At 65.4% G+C, this 18,511-nt stretch carries 10 protein-coding genes, 1 tRNA gene, 3 rRNA genes and 3 pseudogenes; 2 read left to right on the top strand and 15 right to left on the bottom strand.

All coding sequences use genetic code 11. The features are described from left to right. Positions 1-13: 13 nt before the first annotated feature. The 10 genes and pseudogenes from OG352_RS31550 to OG352_RS31505 all read right to left on the bottom strand — a co-directional run. Positions 14-89, bottom strand: a tRNA-Thr gene (locus OG352_RS31550). Between the two features lie 75 nt (positions 90-164). Next, a complete protein-coding gene (locus tag OG352_RS31545; protein ID WP_329224034.1) occupies positions 165-827 on the bottom strand; it encodes a DegT/DnrJ/EryC1/StrS family aminotransferase in 663 nt (220 codons plus the stop codon). Positions 828-941: 114 nt separating this feature from the next. Then, positions 942-1,058, bottom strand: a 5S ribosomal RNA gene (rrf, locus tag OG352_RS31540). A 95-nt stretch (positions 1,059-1,153) separates the two neighbouring features. Further along, positions 1,154-4,277, bottom strand: a 23S ribosomal RNA gene (locus tag OG352_RS31535). Between the two features lie 319 nt (positions 4,278-4,596). Beyond that, positions 4,597-6,123 (bottom strand): 16S ribosomal RNA (locus OG352_RS31530). The 16S, 23S and 5S rRNA genes sit together here, the layout of an rRNA operon. Before the next feature lie 539 nt (positions 6,124-6,662). After that, positions 6,663-8,348 carry a ribonuclease J gene (locus tag OG352_RS31525; RefSeq protein WP_329221605.1) on the bottom strand — a complete coding sequence of 562 codons (1,686 nt, stop codon included), beginning with the start codon at positions 8,346-8,348 and terminating at the stop codon, positions 6,663-6,665. Positions 8,349-8,476: 128 nt separating this feature from the next. Beyond that, entirely contained in the window at positions 8,477-9,376 is a 900-nt protein-coding gene (gene dapA / locus OG352_RS31520) for a 4-hydroxy-tetrahydrodipicolinate synthase (protein WP_329221603.1), read from the bottom strand. Between the two features lie 228 nt (positions 9,377-9,604). Next, positions 9,605-10,054, bottom strand: a pseudogene (gene thyX / locus OG352_RS31515) (FAD-dependent thymidylate synthase); the annotation flags it as partial. A gap of 3 nt (positions 10,055-10,057) precedes the next feature. Then, positions 10,058-10,804: pseudogene (locus OG352_RS31510) on the bottom strand (HNH endonuclease); the annotation flags it as partial. Positions 10,805-10,963: 159 nt separating this feature from the next. Further along, positions 10,964-11,254, bottom strand: a pseudogene (locus tag OG352_RS31505) (FAD-dependent thymidylate synthase); the annotation flags it as partial. 248 nt (positions 11,255-11,502) lie between these two features. Between OG352_RS31505 and OG352_RS31500 the strand changes: the two are divergent. Then, entirely contained in the window at positions 11,503-12,081 is a 579-nt protein-coding gene (locus tag OG352_RS31500; RefSeq protein ID WP_329221601.1) for a hypothetical protein, read from the top strand. Between the two features lie 85 nt (positions 12,082-12,166). Here the strand turns inward: OG352_RS31500 and OG352_RS31495 are convergent, their stop codons facing one another. The 5 genes from OG352_RS31495 to rpsO form a co-directional block, all read right to left on the bottom strand. Continuing rightward, positions 12,167-12,622: a hypothetical protein gene (locus OG352_RS31495; RefSeq protein ID WP_329221600.1), complete on the bottom strand. Its 456-nt coding sequence runs from the start codon at positions 12,620-12,622 to the stop codon at positions 12,167-12,169. 15 nt (positions 12,623-12,637) lie between these two features. Beyond that, entirely contained in the window at positions 12,638-13,390 is a 753-nt protein-coding gene (gene dapB / locus OG352_RS31490) for a 4-hydroxy-tetrahydrodipicolinate reductase (protein ID WP_329221599.1), read from the bottom strand. Positions 13,391-13,413: 23 nt separating this feature from the next. Next, a complete protein-coding gene (locus tag OG352_RS31485) occupies positions 13,414-14,793 on the bottom strand; it encodes a M16 family metallopeptidase (RefSeq protein WP_329221597.1) in 1,380 nt (459 codons plus the stop codon). Then, positions 14,790-17,012, bottom strand: coding sequence for a polyribonucleotide nucleotidyltransferase (locus OG352_RS31480; RefSeq protein WP_329221596.1), 2,223 nt, complete (start codon positions 17,010-17,012; stop codon positions 14,790-14,792). Before OG352_RS31480 ends, OG352_RS31485 begins: the two co-directional genes overlap by 4 nt. A 441-nt stretch (positions 17,013-17,453) precedes the next feature. After that, positions 17,454-17,741 (bottom strand): 30S ribosomal protein S15, encoded by a 288-nt coding sequence (rpsO, locus tag OG352_RS31475; protein ID WP_093779816.1) that lies wholly within the window; start codon positions 17,739-17,741, stop codon positions 17,454-17,456. Positions 17,742-18,164: 423 nt separating this feature from the next. On the opposite strand from rpsO, the gene OG352_RS31470 reads away from it, so the two are divergent. Next, a complete protein-coding gene (locus OG352_RS31470) occupies positions 18,165-18,461 on the top strand; it encodes a DUF397 domain-containing protein (protein ID WP_329221595.1) in 297 nt (98 codons plus the stop codon). Positions 18,462-18,511: the final 50 nt, after the last annotated feature.

The raw sequence follows: 18,511 nt of genomic DNA, 5'->3' as shown, positions 1-18,511 counted from the left end.
GGGCTTTCTTTTGTGGAGCCCCCTAACGGAATCGAACCGTTGACCTTCTCCTTACCATGGAGACGCTCTACCGACTGAGCTAAGGGGGCCAGCTACTTTTCGAGGTTTCCCTCGCGGCAACGGAATAGATCATACCCCGAACGGGCGGGTGTTCCCAAACGCGTTCAGGAGGCGGGCTGAAGCAGCCCGCCAAGCGCGTTGCACGCCGCCACAATGCGCTGCATGTCCCGCTTCGTCAACGAGGCGTCCACCGGCAACGCGAGCGTCTCGTCGGCCGCGAGCTCGGTCTCGGGCAACGACACACACCGCCTGAACTCGGGCAACCGGTGCAACGGAGTCCTCACCGGCACCCGGCACCCAACTCCCCTCCCCCGCAGGGCGCGCGCGAACGCGTCCCGATCGGGCCGCCCGTTCCCCGGCACCCGCACGACATACTGCTGATAGGTGTGCCCGTCCCCACCGTCGGGCATCCGCACCCCCCGCAACCGCCCGTCCAGATAAGCGGCCCGCTCCCGACGCTGCGCGATCTCGTCGTACGGCGTCTCGGACTCCCCCTCCTCCAACACCAACAGCCCATGCCGCTGCCCCACAGCATGCAACCGCCCGACATCGGCCGGCCGACCGAAGCGATGGACGACAACAACGGCCGCGGTCCGCGAAGTTACGACCGCTTCCACGGCAGCCGACTCGAGGCAGTACGTCACCGGATCAACATCCGCGAACACCGGCAGCGCACCCGCCAGGGTTACCGCTCCGGCGATTTCCACATTCCCGAAGGCCGGCACGATGACCTCGTCACCGACTCCGACACCTGCAGCCCTGAGCATTGCAGCAGTACCCATGCCGTGGATGCTGAGGGCGCAACATGAACTTCAAGTGACCAAAAACAAAAAAGGGTTGGTCTCTGAACCGAAGTTCAGAGCCCAACCCTTTGAATGATTGTTCGGCGGTGTCCTACTCTCCCACAGGGTCCCCCCTGCAGTACCATCGGCGCTGTAAGGCTTAGCTTCCGGGTTCGGAATGTAACCGGGCGTTTCCCTCACGCTATGACCACCGAAACACTATGAAACTGTTTCAGCCGCACCACACCCCGGCCAAAGGGGGTGTGGGGCTGTTCGTGGTTTCAGAACCAACACAGTGGACGCGAGCAACTGAGGACAAGCCCTCGGCCTATTAGTACCGGTCAGCTCCACCCATTACTGGGCTTCCACATCCGGCCTATCAACCCAGTCGTCTACTGGGAGCCTTAACCCCTCAAAGGGGGTGGGAATACTCATCTCGAAGCAGGCTTCCCGCTTAGATGCTTTCAGCGGTTATCCCTCCCGAACGTAGCCAACCAGCCATGCCCTTGGCAGAACAACTGGCACACCAGAGGTTCGTCCGTCCCGGTCCTCTCGTACTAGGGACAGCCCTTCTCAATATTCCTGCGCGCGCAGCGGATAGGGACCGAACTGTCTCACGACGTTCTAAACCCAGCTCGCGTACCGCTTTAATGGGCGAACAGCCCAACCCTTGGGACCGACTCCAGCCCCAGGATGCGACGAGCCGACATCGAGGTGCCAAACCATCCCGTCGATATGGACTCTTGGGGAAGATCAGCCTGTTATCCCCGGGGTACCTTTTATCCGTTGAGCGACGGCGCTTCCACAAGCCACCGCCGGATCACTAGTCCCGACTTTCGTCCCTGCTCGACCCGTCGGTCTCACAGTCAAGCTCCCTTGTGCACTTACACTCAACACCTGATTGCCAACCAGGCTGAGGGAACCTTTGGGCGCCTCCGTTACTCTTTAGGAGGCAACCGCCCCAGTTAAACTACCCATCAGACACTGTCCCTGATCCGGATCACGGACCCAGGTTAGACATCCAGCACGACCAGACTGGTATTTCAACGACGACTCCCCCTGAACTGGCGTCCAGAGTTCAAAGTCTCCCAGCTATCCTACACAAGCCGAACCGAACACCAATATCAAACTATAGTAAAGGTCCCGGGGTCTTTCCGTCCTGCTGCGCGAAACGAGCATCTTTACTCGTAGTGCAATTTCACCGGGCCTATGGTTGAGACAGTCGAGAAGTCGTTACGCCATTCGTGCAGGTCGGAACTTACCCGACAAGGAATTTCGCTACCTTAGGATGGTTATAGTTACCACCGCCGTTTACTGGCGCTTAAGTTCTCAGCTTCGCCACACCGAAATGTGACTAACCGGTCCCCTTAACGTTCCAGCACCGGGCAGGCGTCAGTCCGTATACATCGCCTTACGGCTTCGCACGGACCTGTGTTTTTAGTAAACAGTCGCTTCTCGCTGGTCTCTGCGGCCACCCCCAGCTCGGAGAGCAAGTCCCCTCACCAGTGATGGCCCCCTTCTCCCGAAGTTACGGGGGCATTTTGCCGAGTTCCTTAACCATAGTTCACCCGAACGCCTCGGTATTCTCTACCTGACCACCTGAGTCGGTTTAGGGTACGGGCCGCCATGAAACTCGCTAGAGGCTTTTCTCGACAGCATAGGATCATCCACTTCGCCACAATCGGCTCGGCATCAGGTCTCAGCCTTAATGTGCGACGGATTTGCCTATCGCACGGCCTACACCCTTACCCCGGGACAACCACCGCCCGGGATGGACTACCTTCCTGCGTCACCCCATCACTCACCTACTACAAGTCTGGTCCGTCGGCTCCACCACTTTCCATTCCCCGAAGGGTCCGGAACGGCTTCACGGACTTAGCATCGCCTGATTCAATGTTTGACGCTTCACAGCGGGTACCGGAATATCAACCGGTTATCCATCGACTACGCCTGTCGGCCTCGCCTTAGGTCCCGACTTACCCTGGGCAGATCAGCTTGACCCAGGAACCCTTAGTCAATCGGCGCACACGTTTCTCACGTGTGTATCGCTACTCATGCCTGCATTCTCACTCGTGAACCGTCCACCACTGCCTTCCGGCGCGGCTTCACCCGGCACACGACGCTCCCCTACCCATCACAGCACCCGTTGGGGCTATATGCTGCAATGACACGACTTCGGCGGTACGCTTGAGCCCCGCTACATTGTCGGCGCGGAATCACTAGACCAGTGAGCTATTACGCACTCTTTCAAGGGTGGCTGCTTCTAAGCCAACCTCCTGGTTGTCTCTGCGACTCCACATCCTTTCCCACTTAGCGTACGCTTAGGGGCCTTAGTCGATGCTCTGGGCTGTTTCCCTCTCGACCATGGAGCTTATCCCCCACAGTCTCACTGCCGCGCTCTCACTTACCGGCATTCGGAGTTTGGCTAAGGTCAGTAACCCGGTAGGGCCCATCGCCTATCCAGTGCTCTACCTCCGGCAAGAAACACACGACGCTGCACCTAAATGCATTTCGGGGAGAACCAGCTATCACGGAGTTTGATTGGCCTTTCACCCCTAACCACAGGTCATCCCCCAGGTTTTCAACCCTGGTGGGTTCGGTCCTCCACGAAGTCTTACCTCCGCTTCAACCTGCCCATGGCTAGATCACTCCGCTTCGGGTCTTGAGCGTGCTACTCAAACGCCCTATTAGGACTCGCTTTCGCTACGGCTACCCCACCCGGGTTAACCTCGCAACACACCGCAAACTCGCAGGCTCATTCTTCAAAAGGCACGCAGTCACGAGACATGCATGCAAGCACATGTCCGACGCTCCCACGGCTTGTAGGCACACGGTTTCAGGTACTATTTCACTCCGCTCCCGCGGTACTTTTCACCATTCCCTCACGGTACTATCCGCTATCGGTCACCAGGGAATATTTAGGCTTAGCGGGTGGTCCCGCCAGATTCACACGGGATTTCTCGGGCCCCGTGCTACTTGGGTGTCTCTCAAACGAGCCGTTGACGTTTCGGCTACGGGGGTCTTACCCTCTACGCCGGACCTTTCGCATGTCCTTCGCCTACATCAACGGTTTCTGACTCGCCTCACAGCCGGCAGACTGTGAAAGAGAGATCCCACAACCCCGTATGCGCAACCCCTGCCGGGTCTCACACGCATACGGTTTGGCCTCATCCGGTTTCGCTCGCCACTACTCCCGGAATCACGGTTGTTTTCTCTTCCTGCGGGTACTGAGATGTTTCACTTCCCCGCGTTCCCTCCACATACCCTATGTGTTCAGGTATGGGTGACAGCCCATGACGACTGCCGGGTTTCCCCATTCGGAAACCCCCGGATCAAAGCCTGGTTGACGACTCCCCGGGGACTATCGTGGCCTCCCACGTCCTTCATCGGTTCCTGGTGCCAAGGCATCCACCGTGCGCCCTTAAAAACTTGGCCACAGATGCTCGCGTCCACTGTGCAGTTCTCAAACAACGACCAGCCACCCATCACCCCCAACCCTCACCGGGTCGGAGTGCACTGGGGCCGGCACTGAAGACAGACCTTGCGGCCATACCCTCAGACACCCAACAGCGTGCCCGACCAACCCCCGCCCGAAGATCATGCTTTCCACACCCTTACGAGCAGTACTTGCAGCCTCCGACCCGGAAACCGGCCGAATAATCAACGTTCCACCCTTGAGCAACCACCGTCGGACATACGCCGACGTAATGGCCCTGGACCACCGGGCAAGCCCGGCAGCCTAGATGCTCCTTAGAAAGGAGGTGATCCAGCCGCACCTTCCGGTACGGCTACCTTGTTACGACTTCGTCCCAATCGCCAGTCCCACCTTCGACAGCTCCCTCCCCGTGAGGGGTTGGGCCACCGGCTTCGGGTGTTACCGACTTTCGTGACGTGACGGGCGGTGTGTACAAGGCCCGGGAACGTATTCACCGCAGCAATGCTGATCTGCGATTACTAGCAACTCCGACTTCATGGGGTCGAGTTGCAGACCCCAATCCGAACTGAGACCGGCTTTTTGAGATTCGCTCCACCTCACGGTTTCGCAGCTCTTTGTACCGGCCATTGTAGCACGTGTGCAGCCCAAGACATAAGGGGCATGATGACTTGACGTCGTCCCCACCTTCCTCCGAGTTGACCCCGGCAGTCTCCTGTGAGTCCCCATCACCCCGAAGGGCATGCTGGCAACACAGAACAAGGGTTGCGCTCGTTGCGGGACTTAACCCAACATCTCACGACACGAGCTGACGACAGCCATGCACCACCTGTACACCGACCACAAGGGGGCGACCATCTCTGGCCGTTTCCGGTGTATGTCAAGCCTTGGTAAGGTTCTTCGCGTTGCGTCGAATTAAGCCACATGCTCCGCTGCTTGTGCGGGCCCCCGTCAATTCCTTTGAGTTTTAGCCTTGCGGCCGTACTCCCCAGGCGGGGAACTTAATGCGTTAGCTGCGGCACCGACGACGTGGAATGTCGCCAACACCTAGTTCCCACCGTTTACGGCGTGGACTACCAGGGTATCTAATCCTGTTCGCTCCCCACGCTTTCGCTCCTCAGCGTCAGTAATGGCCCAGAGATCCGCCTTCGCCACCGGTGTTCCTCCTGATATCTGCGCATTTCACCGCTACACCAGGAATTCCGATCTCCCCTACCACACTCTAGTCTGCCCGTATCGAATGCAGACCCGGGGTTAAGCCCCGGGCTTTCACATCCGACGTGACAGACCGCCTACGAGCTCTTTACGCCCAATAATTCCGGACAACGCTTGCGCCCTACGTATTACCGCGGCTGCTGGCACGTAGTTAGCCGGCGCTTCTTCTGCAGGTACCGTCACTCTCGCTTCTTCCCTGCTGAAAGAGGTTTACAACCCGAAGGCCGTCATCCCTCACGCGGCGTCGCTGCATCAGGCTTTCGCCCATTGTGCAATATTCCCCACTGCTGCCTCCCGTAGGAGTCTGGGCCGTGTCTCAGTCCCAGTGTGGCCGGTCGCCCTCTCAGGCCGGCTACCCGTCGTCGCCTTGGTGAGCCATTACCTCACCAACAAGCTGATAGGCCGCGGGCTCATCCTTCACCGCCGGAGCTTTCAACCCCCACCCATGCGAGTGGAAGTATCATCCGGTATTAGACCCCGTTTCCAGGGCTTGTCCCAGAGTGAAGGGCAGATTGCCCACGTGTTACTCACCCGTTCGCCACTAATCCACCCCGAAAGGCTTCATCGTTCGACTTGCATGTGTTAAGCACGCCGCCAGCGTTCGTCCTGAGCCAGGATCAAACTCTCCGTGAATGTTTTCCCGACTATGCTTAATTAAAAGCGCGGGTCGACACCACGAGAGCGGAACAGCCAGGCGGAATAAGCCCGGCCGTTCACAGCGTCCTCGCTGTGTTTTGTTTCAAAGGAACCTCATCCCCGGCTATCACTGCCGGGAACGGGGTATCAACATATCTGGCGTTGATTTTTGGCACGCTGTTGAGTTCTCAAGGAACGGACGCTTCCTTTGTACTCACCCGAGAGACTCTCTCAGGCTTTCCTCCGGGCTTTTCCCTTCGGTCTTGCGTTTCCGACTCTACCAGACCGTTTCCCGATCCGATTTCCTCGGTGCTTTCCAGGTTCCCGCTTTTCTTTCGCGGTTTCCCTTTCCGGCGGTTCCGACTTTATCAGAAGTTCTGAGTCGGTTTTCCCGGCCCCTCCGGGGGACTGGTTCCGGAGCACGAAGCTGCCGGGTTCCCCTTCAGGCGGAGCCGTAAACGTACTTGAGCGGGGCGCCCCGATGCAAATCGAGGCGCCCCGCTCCTAGTTCACGTGTACGAGGGGGCGTACGTCGCTCAGACCTCCACCACGACCGGGAGGATCATCGGCCTGCGGCGATAGGTGTCGGAGACCCACTTGCCCAGGGTGCGGCGGATGAGTTGCTGCATCTGGTGGGGTTCGACGACGCCGTCCTGGGCCGAGCGTTCCAGGACCTCGGCGATCTTCGGGGTGACGGCCGAGAAGGCCGAGTCCTCGATGCCGGAGCCGCGGGCCTGGATGTGCGGGCCCCCCGTGATCTTGCCGGTGGAGGAGTCCACGACGACGAAGACCGAGATGATGCCCTCGTCGCCCAGGATCTTCCGGTCCTTCAGGGCCGGCTCGCCGACGTCGCCGACCGAGAGGCCGTCGACGTAGACGTAACCCGCCTGGACCTTGCCGGAGATCCTCGCCTTGCCCTCGATGAGGTCGACGACCACGCCGTCCTCGGCGATGACGATGCGGTCGTGCGGGACGCCGGTCAGGGCGCCCAGTTCGGCGTTGGCGCGCAGGTGGCGCCATTCTCCGTGCACCGGCATCAGGTTCTTCGGGCGGCAGATGTTGTAGAAGTACAGGAGTTCGCCCGCGGACGCGTGGCCCGAGACGTGCACCTTGGCGTTGCCCTTGTGGATGACGTTCGCGCCCCAGCGGGTCAGGCCGTTGATCACGCGGTAGACCGCGTTCTCGTTGCCGGGGATGAGCGACGAGGCCAGGATCACCGTGTCGCCGGGGACGATGCGGATCTGGTGGTCGCGGTTGGCCATGCGGGACAGGGCCGCCATCGGTTCGCCCTGGGAGCCCGTGCAGACCAGGACCACCTCGTGGTCCGGGAGGTCGTCGAGGGTCTTGACGTCCACCACCAGGCCCGGCGGGACCTTGAGATAGCCCAGGTCACGGGCGATGCCCATGTTGCGGACCATCGAGCGGCCCACGAAGGCGACCCTGCGGCCGTACTCGTGCGCCGTGTCCAGGATCTGCTGGATGCGGTGGACGTGGCTGGCGAAGCTCGCCACGATGATCCGCTTGCGGGCGTTGCCGAAGACCGTGCGCAGGACGTTGGAGATGTCCCGCTCGGGCGGGACGAAGCCCGGGACCTCGGCGTTCGTCGAGTCGGACAGGAGGAGGTCGATCCCCTCCTCGCTCAGGCGGGCGAACGCGTGCAGATCCGTGAGGCGGCCGTCCAGCGGGAGCTGGTCCATCTTGAAGTCGCCGGTGTGGACCACCATGCCCGCCGGCGTGCGGATGGCGACCGCGAGGGCGTCCGGGATCGAGTGGTTGACGGCGATGAACTCGCAGTCGAACGGGCCGATGCGCTCGCGGTGCCCCTCCGCCACCTCGAGGGTGTACGGGCGGATCCGGTGCTCCTGGAGCTTCGCCTCGATGAGCGCGAGAGTCAGCTTGGAGCCGATCAGCGGGATGTCCGGCTTCTCCCGGAGGAGGTAGGGGACGGCGCCGATGTGGTCCTCGTGGCCATGGGTGAGGACGATGCCCTCGATGTCGTCGAGGCGGTCCCTGATGGACGTGAAGTCCGGCAGGATCAGGTCGATTCCGGGCTGCTCCTCCTCGGGGAAGAGCACTCCGCAGTCGACGATCAGCAGACGGCCGCCGTACTCGAAGACCGTCATGTTGCGGCCGATTTCGCCGAGACCGCCGAGCGGGGTGACCCGGAGGCCTCCCGCCGGGAGCGGCGGGGGCGGGGCGAGTTCGGGATGCGGATGACTCAAAAGACTCTCCTCAAACACGCACGCCACGTACCGGTGGGCACGTGGCGCGCATGACGTTCGTGCAGAAGCAGATGTCGTTGTGGATCGCAGGCACCGGTGGCCTGCTTATTCAGTTGTGAAGTCTGTTGTCAGAGCTGTACCCCGCCTGCGGCAAGATCGATCTTGAGTTGTTCGATCTCTTCGGGTGAGCACTCGACCATGGGCGAGCGCAACGGGCCGGCGGGCAGGCCCTGCAGGGCGAGTGCCGCCTTCGTCGTCATGACGCCCTGGGTGCGGAACATGCCCGTGTAGACCGGGAGCAGCTTCTGGTGGATCTCGGTGGCCTTCTGGACGTCACCGGCGGTGAACGCCTCGACGAGGGCGCGCAGGTCCGGCGTGACGACGTGGCCGACGACCGAGACGAAGCCGACCGCGCCCACGGAGAGCAGCGGCAGGTTCAGCATGTCGTCGCCGGAGTACCAGGCCAGGTCCGAGCGGGCGATGGCCCAGCTCGCGCGGCCCAGGTCGCCCTTGGCGTCCTTGTTGGCGACGATCCGCGGGTGCGCCGCGAGGCGGACCAGTGTCTCGGTGCTGATCGGGACGCCGCTGCGGCCGGGGATGTCGTAGAGCATGACCGGCAGCTCGGCGGCGTCGGCGACGGCCGTGAAGTGCCGGTACAGGCCCTCCTGCGGGGGCTTGTTGTAGTACGGGGTGACGACGAGGAGGCCGTGCGCGCCGGTCCTCTCGGCGGCCTTGGCCAGCTCGACGCTGTGGTGGGTGTCGTTGGTGCCGACGCCGGCGACCACGTGGGCGCGGTCTCCGACGGCTTCCAGGACGGCTCGTACCAGGTCCGATTTCTCCGCGTCGCTGGTGGTGGGGGACTCGCCGGTGGTGCCGTTGACGACCAGGCCGTCGTTGCCTGCGTCCACCAGGTGGGTGGCGAGCCGCTGTGCGCCGTCGAGGTCGAGTGCGCCGTCCGCCGTGAAGGGCGTGACCATGGCGGTGAGGACCCGCCCGAAGGGGGTCTGCGGAGTGGAGATCGGAGCCATGGGTAACACGCTACTCGTTGCTCACCGTGGGGTCTGCCCTCGGGGGGTGTGGAAAAGTCATGACAAAGAAGGAGCCCGGCACTGCCTGCTCGGGGGTTCAAGCAGTGCCGGGTCCGTTTGATCAGGCTAGATGAACTTCTCTAAATGCCGCAATACGGACACTTCGCACGGATGATCCGTACATACGTCTCCGTCGCTCGTCTTCGCAGCTCGTCTCTATTGTGGCCGTCACGGCGCGACACGGCCGTTGGCGTTGAAGGCGGCGTAGGTGAGGGGCATGAGCTTCGCCCACTCGGCCTCCATCTTCTCGCCCACCATCTCGATCTCCCGCTGCGGGAAGGACGGGACCGTCGCCAGTTCGTGCTGGGTGCGCAGGCCGAGGAAGTGCATCAGCGAGCGGGCGTTGCAGGTGGCGTACATGGAGGAGAACAGGCCGACCGGGAGGACCGCGCGGGCGACCTCGCGGGCGACGCCGGCGGCGAGCATCTCCTGGTAGGCCTCGTAGGCCTGGCGGTAGGAGTCCTCCAGCGTGCGGCTCACCAGCTCCTGCTGGACCTCGGTGCCCTCGACGAAGACGTACTTGCCGGGGCGGCCCTGCTGGACCAGCTTGCGGGACTCTCCCGGGACGTAGAAGACCGGCTGGAGCTCCCGGTAGCGGCCGGACTCCTCGTTGTACGAATTGTGGACAACGATTCCGTTCGCGAGGAAGTTGTGCCAGGGGCCTTCCACGGAGAGGTCGTAGGTCATCTCCTCGCCATCCGCCTCGATCGCGACGACGGGGTCCGGAACCGCCTTGGCGATCTTGCCGCCGCGCTGGGCCAATGCCTGCTCATCGCCGCTCCTGGCGGCATGGCAGGGCTCGCAGGCAGGCGCGAGGTTCCTCTCGTCCAGTGCCAGGGTCAGATCCCCCGCCACCGGGACGACGTGGTCGAGTGCGAGCTGATCACGTGGGAATTCCTCTCCACACACATGGCAGGCGTCGACGTCCTTGATCAGCCGCTGTCGCTGCATGGAGGTCCATACACCGATGCCACGCCGCAGGCTCGGCGGGATCAGTGCCTGGGAGGGCCTGGGCGCGGTCCCTGCCACCATGACGGCGTCACCGACGGTGAGTTCGCCCGCCTTGAGCCAGCCTTCGGGGGTAAAGACGGCGTGGTCGGCCGTGCAGCGGAGCATCTTCCCGGACGCGGTGGTGATCTTGATCAGCGGCTTGACGCCCGATTCGATCACGTCGACGATCCTGGCCCGCTGGGCGAGCAGAGTCTCCTCGTCGTAGCAGCGCACGTGATTGCGCCGGACCGACTCGAGTTTGCGCAGGCGCGTACTCGGGTTCTCCTCGCGGAACTCGGCGACAGCGGACTCTGCAGCCTCCCGGTTCTCGTACAGGCCGAGGTAGTGGTTGGTTTCGCCGCGTCGCACCTGCGCCATCCACTTGCCCGCGCGGCTGTGCCAGGTGACTCCGCCGGCGGAGTGCGGGAGGTGGTCCTCCACGCCCAGATGCCAGAGCTTGTGGAGTTCCGCGATGGTGCGCCGACGGAGATTGCCCGCCTCGCTCTCCAGCGTGATCTCGGTGTCTCCCGCGATGCACCAGCCCACCCTGTGCCGCATGAACTCGCGGAAGACGAAGATCGGGGCGCTGATGAGGAACGTCATCGAGTTGTGCTCGAACGGGCTGCCGTGCCGGTCGCGCATCAGGTAGTTGATCAGCCCTTTGGAGCGCACGGGGTCCTTGCCCAGTTCCTCCAGGGACTGCTCGCCGGCGGTCGAGACACGGGCGGCGAAGAGCACGTCGGCGTCGGACGCGGTGTGCTTGACCAGTTCGACGGTGACGTCGCTGCGGAAGCTGGGATTGGGGTCGTCGGCGGGGCTGTCGGTCACTGTGCGGGGGTCCTTCCATCGCTTCTTCGGAGCGGCGCCAACTTTACGGGGGCCGTTGGGCCGGACGGTCACGGGCATGCCGCGAGACGTGTGCGGGACGTCTGCGGATACGGGGGCACAGGTTTTCGGGCACTCGCCATGTTCCGTAGGGCGCTGCCTCCATCCGGGCCCCCGATGGTGGTGAGCGGGGGCACCGGCGGATAGCCTCACCGGGCACAGCCCCAGCATGGATCGAGTGAGGACCCGCCGTGCCCCTGCCCTTCCTGACGGCCGACCGCGCATACGAGGCAGCGGACGACGTCGCGTTGCCCTTCGACGACCATGACCGCTGGCGGCGCCCCTACCGGCCCGGTCCCTGGCGGGTCGGGGTGGCCGCGCTGGCGCTGCTGCTCGCGTCGTACGTGCTGTTCGCGGCCGTCATCATCGCGCTGACCGGGTCGGTGTCGGAGGCCGGTGCGGTCTTCGGGTGCTCCCTGCTGGTGATCGCATGCGCCCTGCGGCTGCTGCGGGTGGGCGTGTGGGTGAGCGACCGGGGGCTGCGGCACGTGAGCTTCCTCGTCACGCGCACGGTGTCCTGGGAGCGGGTCGTGGCCGTGCGGACCGTGCAGCAGCCGGTGCGCTGGCTGGGGCTGCCGCGGACCGTCCAGGGGCAGGCCCTGACCGTCGTACGGCACGACCGGCCCGCCGCGGCGGGTACGCCGCTGCTGACCACGCACGGGGCGGACTTCCTGGCGCGTCCCGAGGCGTTCGAGCGGGCGGCGGACTCGGTCGAGGCGTGGGCCGCGGAGAACCGGCACGGGAACGAGCACGGGAGCCGGCACGGCTGATCCCGCGCACGTACGCCGGAGGGGCCGGTCCGCCACGAGGTGCGGGCCGGCCCCTCCGGCGCAGGGGGCCAAACGGGTCGGGCGCTCAGGCTGTTTCGGTCTGTTTGGCGTTGTGCAGGGTGATCGCCCGTTGCATCGCCTTGCGGGCGCGGGGGGTGTCGCGGGCGTCGTGGTAGGCGACGGCCAGGCGGAACCAGGTGCGCCAGTCGTCGGGGACCGCCTCGGTCTCGGCCTTGCGCCGGGCGAAGACCTCGTCGGCCGAGTCGCGGTCGACGCGGCCGGCCGGGGTGCGCTTGAGTTCGTCGACGGGCAGGCCGCCCTCGGCGTCGAGTTCGGCGGCGAGTGCGTTGGCCCGGCGGACGAACTGGGTGTTCTTCCACAGGAACCAGACGCCGATGACCGGCAGGATCAGCACCGCCACGCCGAAGGTGACCGTCAGCAGCGTGCCCGACTGGATGAGCATGACGCCGCGGCTGCCGGCCAGGACGAAGTAGAAGACCAGGACGGCGGCCGTGACGGCGTAGGAGAGCTTGGCTCGCATGTCAGCCTCAGAGTCTCAGCCGAGGTCCAGGAAGTTTTCCAGGCCGAAGGTGAGGCCCGGCGTCGTCACGACCCGGCGGGCGCCCAGCAGGATGCCCGGCATGAAGCTACTGTGGTGCAGCGAGTCGTGGCGGACCGTGAGGGTCTCGCCCTCGCCGCCCAGCAGGACCTCCTGGTGGGCCAGCAGGCCGCGCAGGCGGACGGCGTGGACGGGGACGCCGTCCACGCTGGCTCCGCGCGCGCCGTCCAGGGCCGTCGTGGTGGCGTCCGGCGCCGGGGCGGTGCCCGCCGCGCGGCGGGCCTCGGCGATGAGCTGGGCGGTGCGCGTGGCGGTGCCGGACGGGGCGTCCACCTTGTTCGGGTGGTGGAGTTCGACGACCTCGACGGACTCGAAGTACGGCGCGGCGAGCTGCGCGAACTTCATGGTCAGGACGGCCCCGATGGAGAAGTTGGGCGCGATGAGCACGCCCGTCGCCGGGGACTCGGCCAGCCAGCCCGTCAGTCGCGCGAGGCGCTCGTCGGTCCAGCCGGTCGTGCCGACCACGGCGTGGATGCCGTGCCGTACGCAGTAGTCGAGGTTGTCCATGACCGAGGCGGGCGTGGTGAGTTCGACCGCGACCTGGGCGCCGGTCTCCGTCAGCGTCTCCAGCTTGTCGCCCCGGCCGAGGGCGGCCACCAGCTCCATGTCCTCGGCGGCCTCGACCGCCCGTACCGCCTCGGAGCCGATCCGGCCGTTGGCGCCGAGGACCGCCACGCGCAGCTTGCTCATGTTCCTGCTTCCTTACGGGTGGGTTAGGCGACCGCGTCGTGCAGCCGGGCGGCCTGCTTGTCCTTGAGCGGGCCGATGACCGACAGCGACGGACGCCGTCCCAGGATGTCGCGGGCCACCGCACGGACCTCGTCCGGGGTCACGGCCGCTATCCGGGTCAGCATGTCGTCGACCGACATCTGCTCGCCCCAGCACAGCTCGCTCTTGCCGATGCGGTTCATGAGCGCGCCGGTGTCCTCCAGACCGAGGACCGTGGAACCCCTCAACTGGCCGATGGCGCGGCCGATCTCGTCGTCGGAGAGACCGCTGGCAGCGACCTGGTCGAGTTCGTCCCGGCAGATCTTCAGCACGTCGTGCACCTGCGACGGACGGCAGCCCGCGTACACGCCGAAGAGGCCGCAGTCGGCGAAGCCGGAGGTGTACGAGTACACGCTGTAGGCCAGGCCGCGCTTCTCGCGGACCTCCTGGAACAGGCGGGACGACATCCCGCCGCCGAGGGCCGTGTTCAGCACGCCCAGTGCCCAGCGGCGGTCGTCCGTGCGGGCGAGGCCGGGCATGCCGAGGACGACGTGCGCCTGCTCCGTCTTGCGGCCGATCAGTTCGACGCGGCCGGCGGTGCGGATCGCGCGCTGTCCGTCGCGGGGGGCGATGGGCTCGGCGTCGGGGTGCTTGAGGGCACCCGCCTGCTCGAAGGCCTCGCGGACCTGGCGTACGACCGTGTCGTGGTCGATGTTGCCGGCGGCCGCGACCACGAGGTGGGTGGGGTCGTAGTGCTTCTTGTAGAAGCGGCGGACGCGGTCGGCGGTGAGGGCGTTGACCGTGTCGACGGTGCCGAGGACCGGGCGGCCGAGGGGGTTGTCGCCGAACATCGTGCGCGCGAACAGGTCGTGCACGCAGTCGCCCGGGTCGTCCTCGGTCATCGCGATCTCTTCGAGGATCGCGCCGCGCTCGACGTTGACGTCGTCCTCGCGGATGAGGGAGCCGGTCAGCATGTCGCAGACGACGTCGATGGCGAGCGGCAGGTCGGTGTCGAGCACGCGCGCGTAGTAGCACGTGTACTCCTTGGCCGTGAACGCGTTCATCTCGCCGCCGACCGCGTCGATCGCGGAGGAGATGTCCAGCGCGGACCTGCGGGTCGTCCCCTTGAAGAGGAGGTGCTCCAGGTAGTGGGTGGCGCCGTTCAGGGACGGCGTCTCGTCGCGGGAGCCGACGTGCGCCCAGATGCCGAAGGTGGCCGAGCGGACCGAGGGGAGGGTCTCGGTGACGATCCGCAGGCCGCCCGGGAGGGTGGTCTTGCGGACGACGCCGATGCCGGCCGTGCCCTTGATCAGGGTTTGGGTACGGCCGACGGCCCGCGCCTCCGAAGAGGTGCGGGCCGTCGCCGTGGAGCTACGAGACGTCACTTGTCGGTGTCGTCCTTCTTGTCGTCGTCGTCGCCGTCTTCGCCCTCGACCACGGGGATCAGAGAGAGCTTGCCGCGGGAGTCGATCTCGGCGATCTCGACCTGGACCTTGGAGCCCACGGCGAGCACGTCCTCGACGTTCTCCACGCGCTTGCCGCCGGCGAGCTTGCGGATCTGCGAGATGTGCAGCAGACCGTCCTTGCCCGGGAGCAGCGACACGAACGCGCCGAAGGTGGTCGTCTTCACGACCGTACCCAGGTAGCGCTCGCCGACCTCCGGCATGGTCGGGTTGGCGATGGCGTTGATCGTCGCGCGGGCCGCCTCGGCCTGCGAGCCGACCTGGGCACCGATGTAGATGGTGCCGTCGTCCTCGATCGTGATCTCGGCGCCGGTGTCCTCCTGGATCTGGTTGATCATCTTGCCCTTCGGGCCGATGACCTCGCCGATCTTGTCCACGGGGATCTTGACGGTGATGATCCGCGGGGCGTTGGGGGACATCTCGTCCGGCGTGTCGATCGCTTCCATCATCACGTCGAGGATGTGGAGGCGGGCGTCGCGGGCCTGCTTGAGGGCCGCGGCCAGGACGGAGGCCGGGATGCCGTCCAGCTTGGTGTCGAGCTGGAGGGCGGTGACGAACTCCTTGGTGCCGGCGACCTTGAAGTCCATGTCGCCGAAGGCGTCCTCCGCACCGAGGATGTCGGTGAGGGCGACGTAGTGCGTCTCGCCGTTGATCTCCTGGGAGATCAGGCCCATGGCGATACCGGCGACCGGGGCCTTGAGGGGCACACCGGCGTTCAGCAGCGACATGGTGGAGGCGCAGACCGAGCCCATGGACGTCGAGCCGTTGGAGCCGAGGGCCTCGGACACCTGACGGATCGCGTAGGGGAACTCCTCGCGCGTCGGCAGGACCGGCACGATCGCGCGCTCGGCGAGCGCGCCGTGGCCGATCTCGCGGCGCTTCGGGGAGCCGACGCGGCCGGTCTCGCCGACGGAGTACGGCGGGAAGTTGTAGTTGTGCATGTAGCGCTTGCGGGTCACCGGGGAGAGGGTGTCCAGCATCTGCTCCATGCGGAGCATGTTGAGAGTGGTGACGCCCAGGATCTGGGTCTCGCCACGCTCGAACAGCGCCGAGCCGTGCACGCGCGGGATGGCCTCGACCTCGGCGGCGAGCGTACGGATGTCCGTCAGCCCGCGCCCGTCGATGCGCTTCTTCTCCTTGATGACGCGCTCACGGACCAGGGACTTGGTCAGCGAGCGGTACGCGGCGGAGATCTCCTTCTCGCGGCCCTCGAACTCCGGCAGGAGCTTCTCGGCGGCGAGACCCTTGACGCGGTCGAGCTCGGCCTCGCGCTCCTGCTTGCCCGCGATCGTCAGCGCGGAGGCGAGCTCCGGGCGGACGGCGGCGGTCAGCGCCTCCAGGACGTCGTCCTGGTGGTCGAGGAAGACCGGGAACTCGCCGGTGGGCTTGGCGGCCTTGGCGGCGAGGTCGGCCTGAGCCTTGCAGAGCACCTTGATGAAGGGCTTCGCGGCGTCCAGACCGGAGGCGACGACCTCCTCGGTCGGCGCCTCGGCGCCGCCCGCGATCAGCTGGATGGTCTTCTCGGTGGCCTCGGCCTCGACCATCATGATCGCGACGTCGCCGTCCTCCAGGACGCGACCGGCGACGACCATGTCGAAGACGGCGTCCTCGAGCTCGGTGTGCGTCGGGAACGCGACCCACTGGCCGTTGATCAGCGCGACGCGGACGCCGCCGATCGGGCCGGAGAAGGGCAGACCGGCCAGCTGCGTGGACGCGGAGGCGGCGTTGATCGCCACGACGTCGTACAGGTGGTCGGGGTTGAGCGCCATGATCGTGGCGACGACCTGGATCTCGTTGCGCAGGCCCTTCTTGAAGGACGGGCGCAGCGGGCGGTCGATCAGGCGGCAGGTGAGGATGGCGTCCTCGGAGGGACGGCCCTCACGGCGGAAGAAGCTGCCGGGGATCTTGCCGGCGGCGTACATCCGCTCCTCGACGTCCACCGTGAGGGGGAAGAAGTCGAGCTGGTCCTTGGGGTTCTTGGAGGCGGTGGTGGCCGACAGCACCATGGTGTCGTCGTCCAGGTAGGCCACGGCGGAGCCGGCGGCCTGGCGGGCCAGACGGCCCGTCTCGAAACGGATGGTGCGGGTGCCGAAGGAACCGTTGTCGATAACGGCCTCGGCGTAGTGGGTCTCGTTCTCCACTAGCGTTTTCTCCGATACTTGTCGTCTTTCGTCCCTCGCTGCCCGTGTGGCAGGGGGACGGTTGTGGAGAAACGCGCCGTGCGGTGCGGGCCGGTCTTCGATCGAAGCACCCGGGGTTCTCCTGCCCGGGGGCCACTACCGAGGACCGGCGGCGGTGAGGTGCGCTTCTCCTCGTTCGGTGGTGCGTGGTGACATCTGCCCGCAGCTACCCGCGGCGATCACACGTCATCACGCTGTGTCGTACGTATTGCGTTGTGCTACCACACTACAAAGCGTTGGTGACACTCCGCATGTTTCCGCATGTTTCCGCACGGGACAGGACGTACGACGGGCCCTGATGTGCACGGCATGCGTACAGGTGCGTAGCAGGTGCGTACAGCCATGTGCATACAGCAAAAAGGAGCGGTCCCGATGGTCGGGAACCGCTCCCCTCACGGCGTCCTACTTGGCGCCCGCCGCACCGCGGCGGATGCCGAGGCGGTCGACCAGCGCACGGAAGCGCTGGATGTCCTTCTTGGCGAGGTACTGCAGCAGGCGACGGCGCTGACCGACCAGGATCAGCAGACCACGACGGGAGTGGTGGTCGTGCTTGTGGGTCTTGAGGTGCCCGGTCAGGTCCGAGATCCGGCGCGACAGCATCGCGACCTGGACCTCGGGGGAGCCGGTGTCGCCCTCCTTCTGGCCGAACTCGGTGATGATCTGCTTCTTCGTAGCGGCGTCGAGCGGCACGCGTACTCCTCGTAGTCTTTTTAGTGGCCACCGAGTGCCCCCGGTCTGTGTCTCGGGGGAGCTTCCGTTACTCGGGAGGCGGGGTCCGCTGGGCGCGACCTCCAGAGCCTTCAGGGGGTGCCTGATGGTTCTTCCGGGGGTGCGTACACAAACGGCCGAGAGCCAGGGTAGCAGGCCGACGCGCCGGGCTTGTCCGGGCGTGGGCGGGCTCGGGCGGGGCCGGGCGGGCGCCGGCGTTCCCGGGGGCGGGGGAAGCGGCGGAGGCAGTGTACGGGGGCGGGGGCCGGCTCGAACGGTAAAAGGCGAACCTCTGACCTGGGGGAACTACGGCAAGTAGGGTGACCGTACAGCTCGTTGGAACAGTGCGACAGACCGTACGAACAGGTTGGCACAGTGGGAACAGAGGGAAGGGTCGGAGCCGACATGGCCGATGCCGAGGACAAGGAACTCAAAGCGCGCAAGGAGCGGGAGCGGGACGAGCTGTACGCGCTCGACATCTCCGGCGTCGAGTGGCAGAGCGCGCCGGGCACGGAGGACCACGAGGAGCGCGTCGAGATCGCGTACCTGCCCGACGGCGCCGTCGCCATGCGCTCGTCGCTCGACACCGAGACGGTGCTGCGCTACACCGAGGCGGAGTGGCGCGCCTTCGTGCTGGGCGCCCGGGACGGCGAGTTCGATCTGGAGCCCGCGCCGCACAACGGGGGGCTGGCGGCGGAGTAGCCGGACGGCTTCGTGTGGTGACGGGTGAGCGGCGGCCGGTGTGTACCGGG

Origin of the sequence: Streptomyces sp. NBC_01485 (genome assembly GCF_036227125.1) — a bacterium.
Classification (GTDB): Bacteria; Actinomycetota; Actinomycetes; order Streptomycetales; family Streptomycetaceae; genus Streptomyces.
The sequence above is the reverse complement of the archived record's forward strand: the minus strand, read 5'-3'. Positions and strand labels throughout refer to the sequence as shown.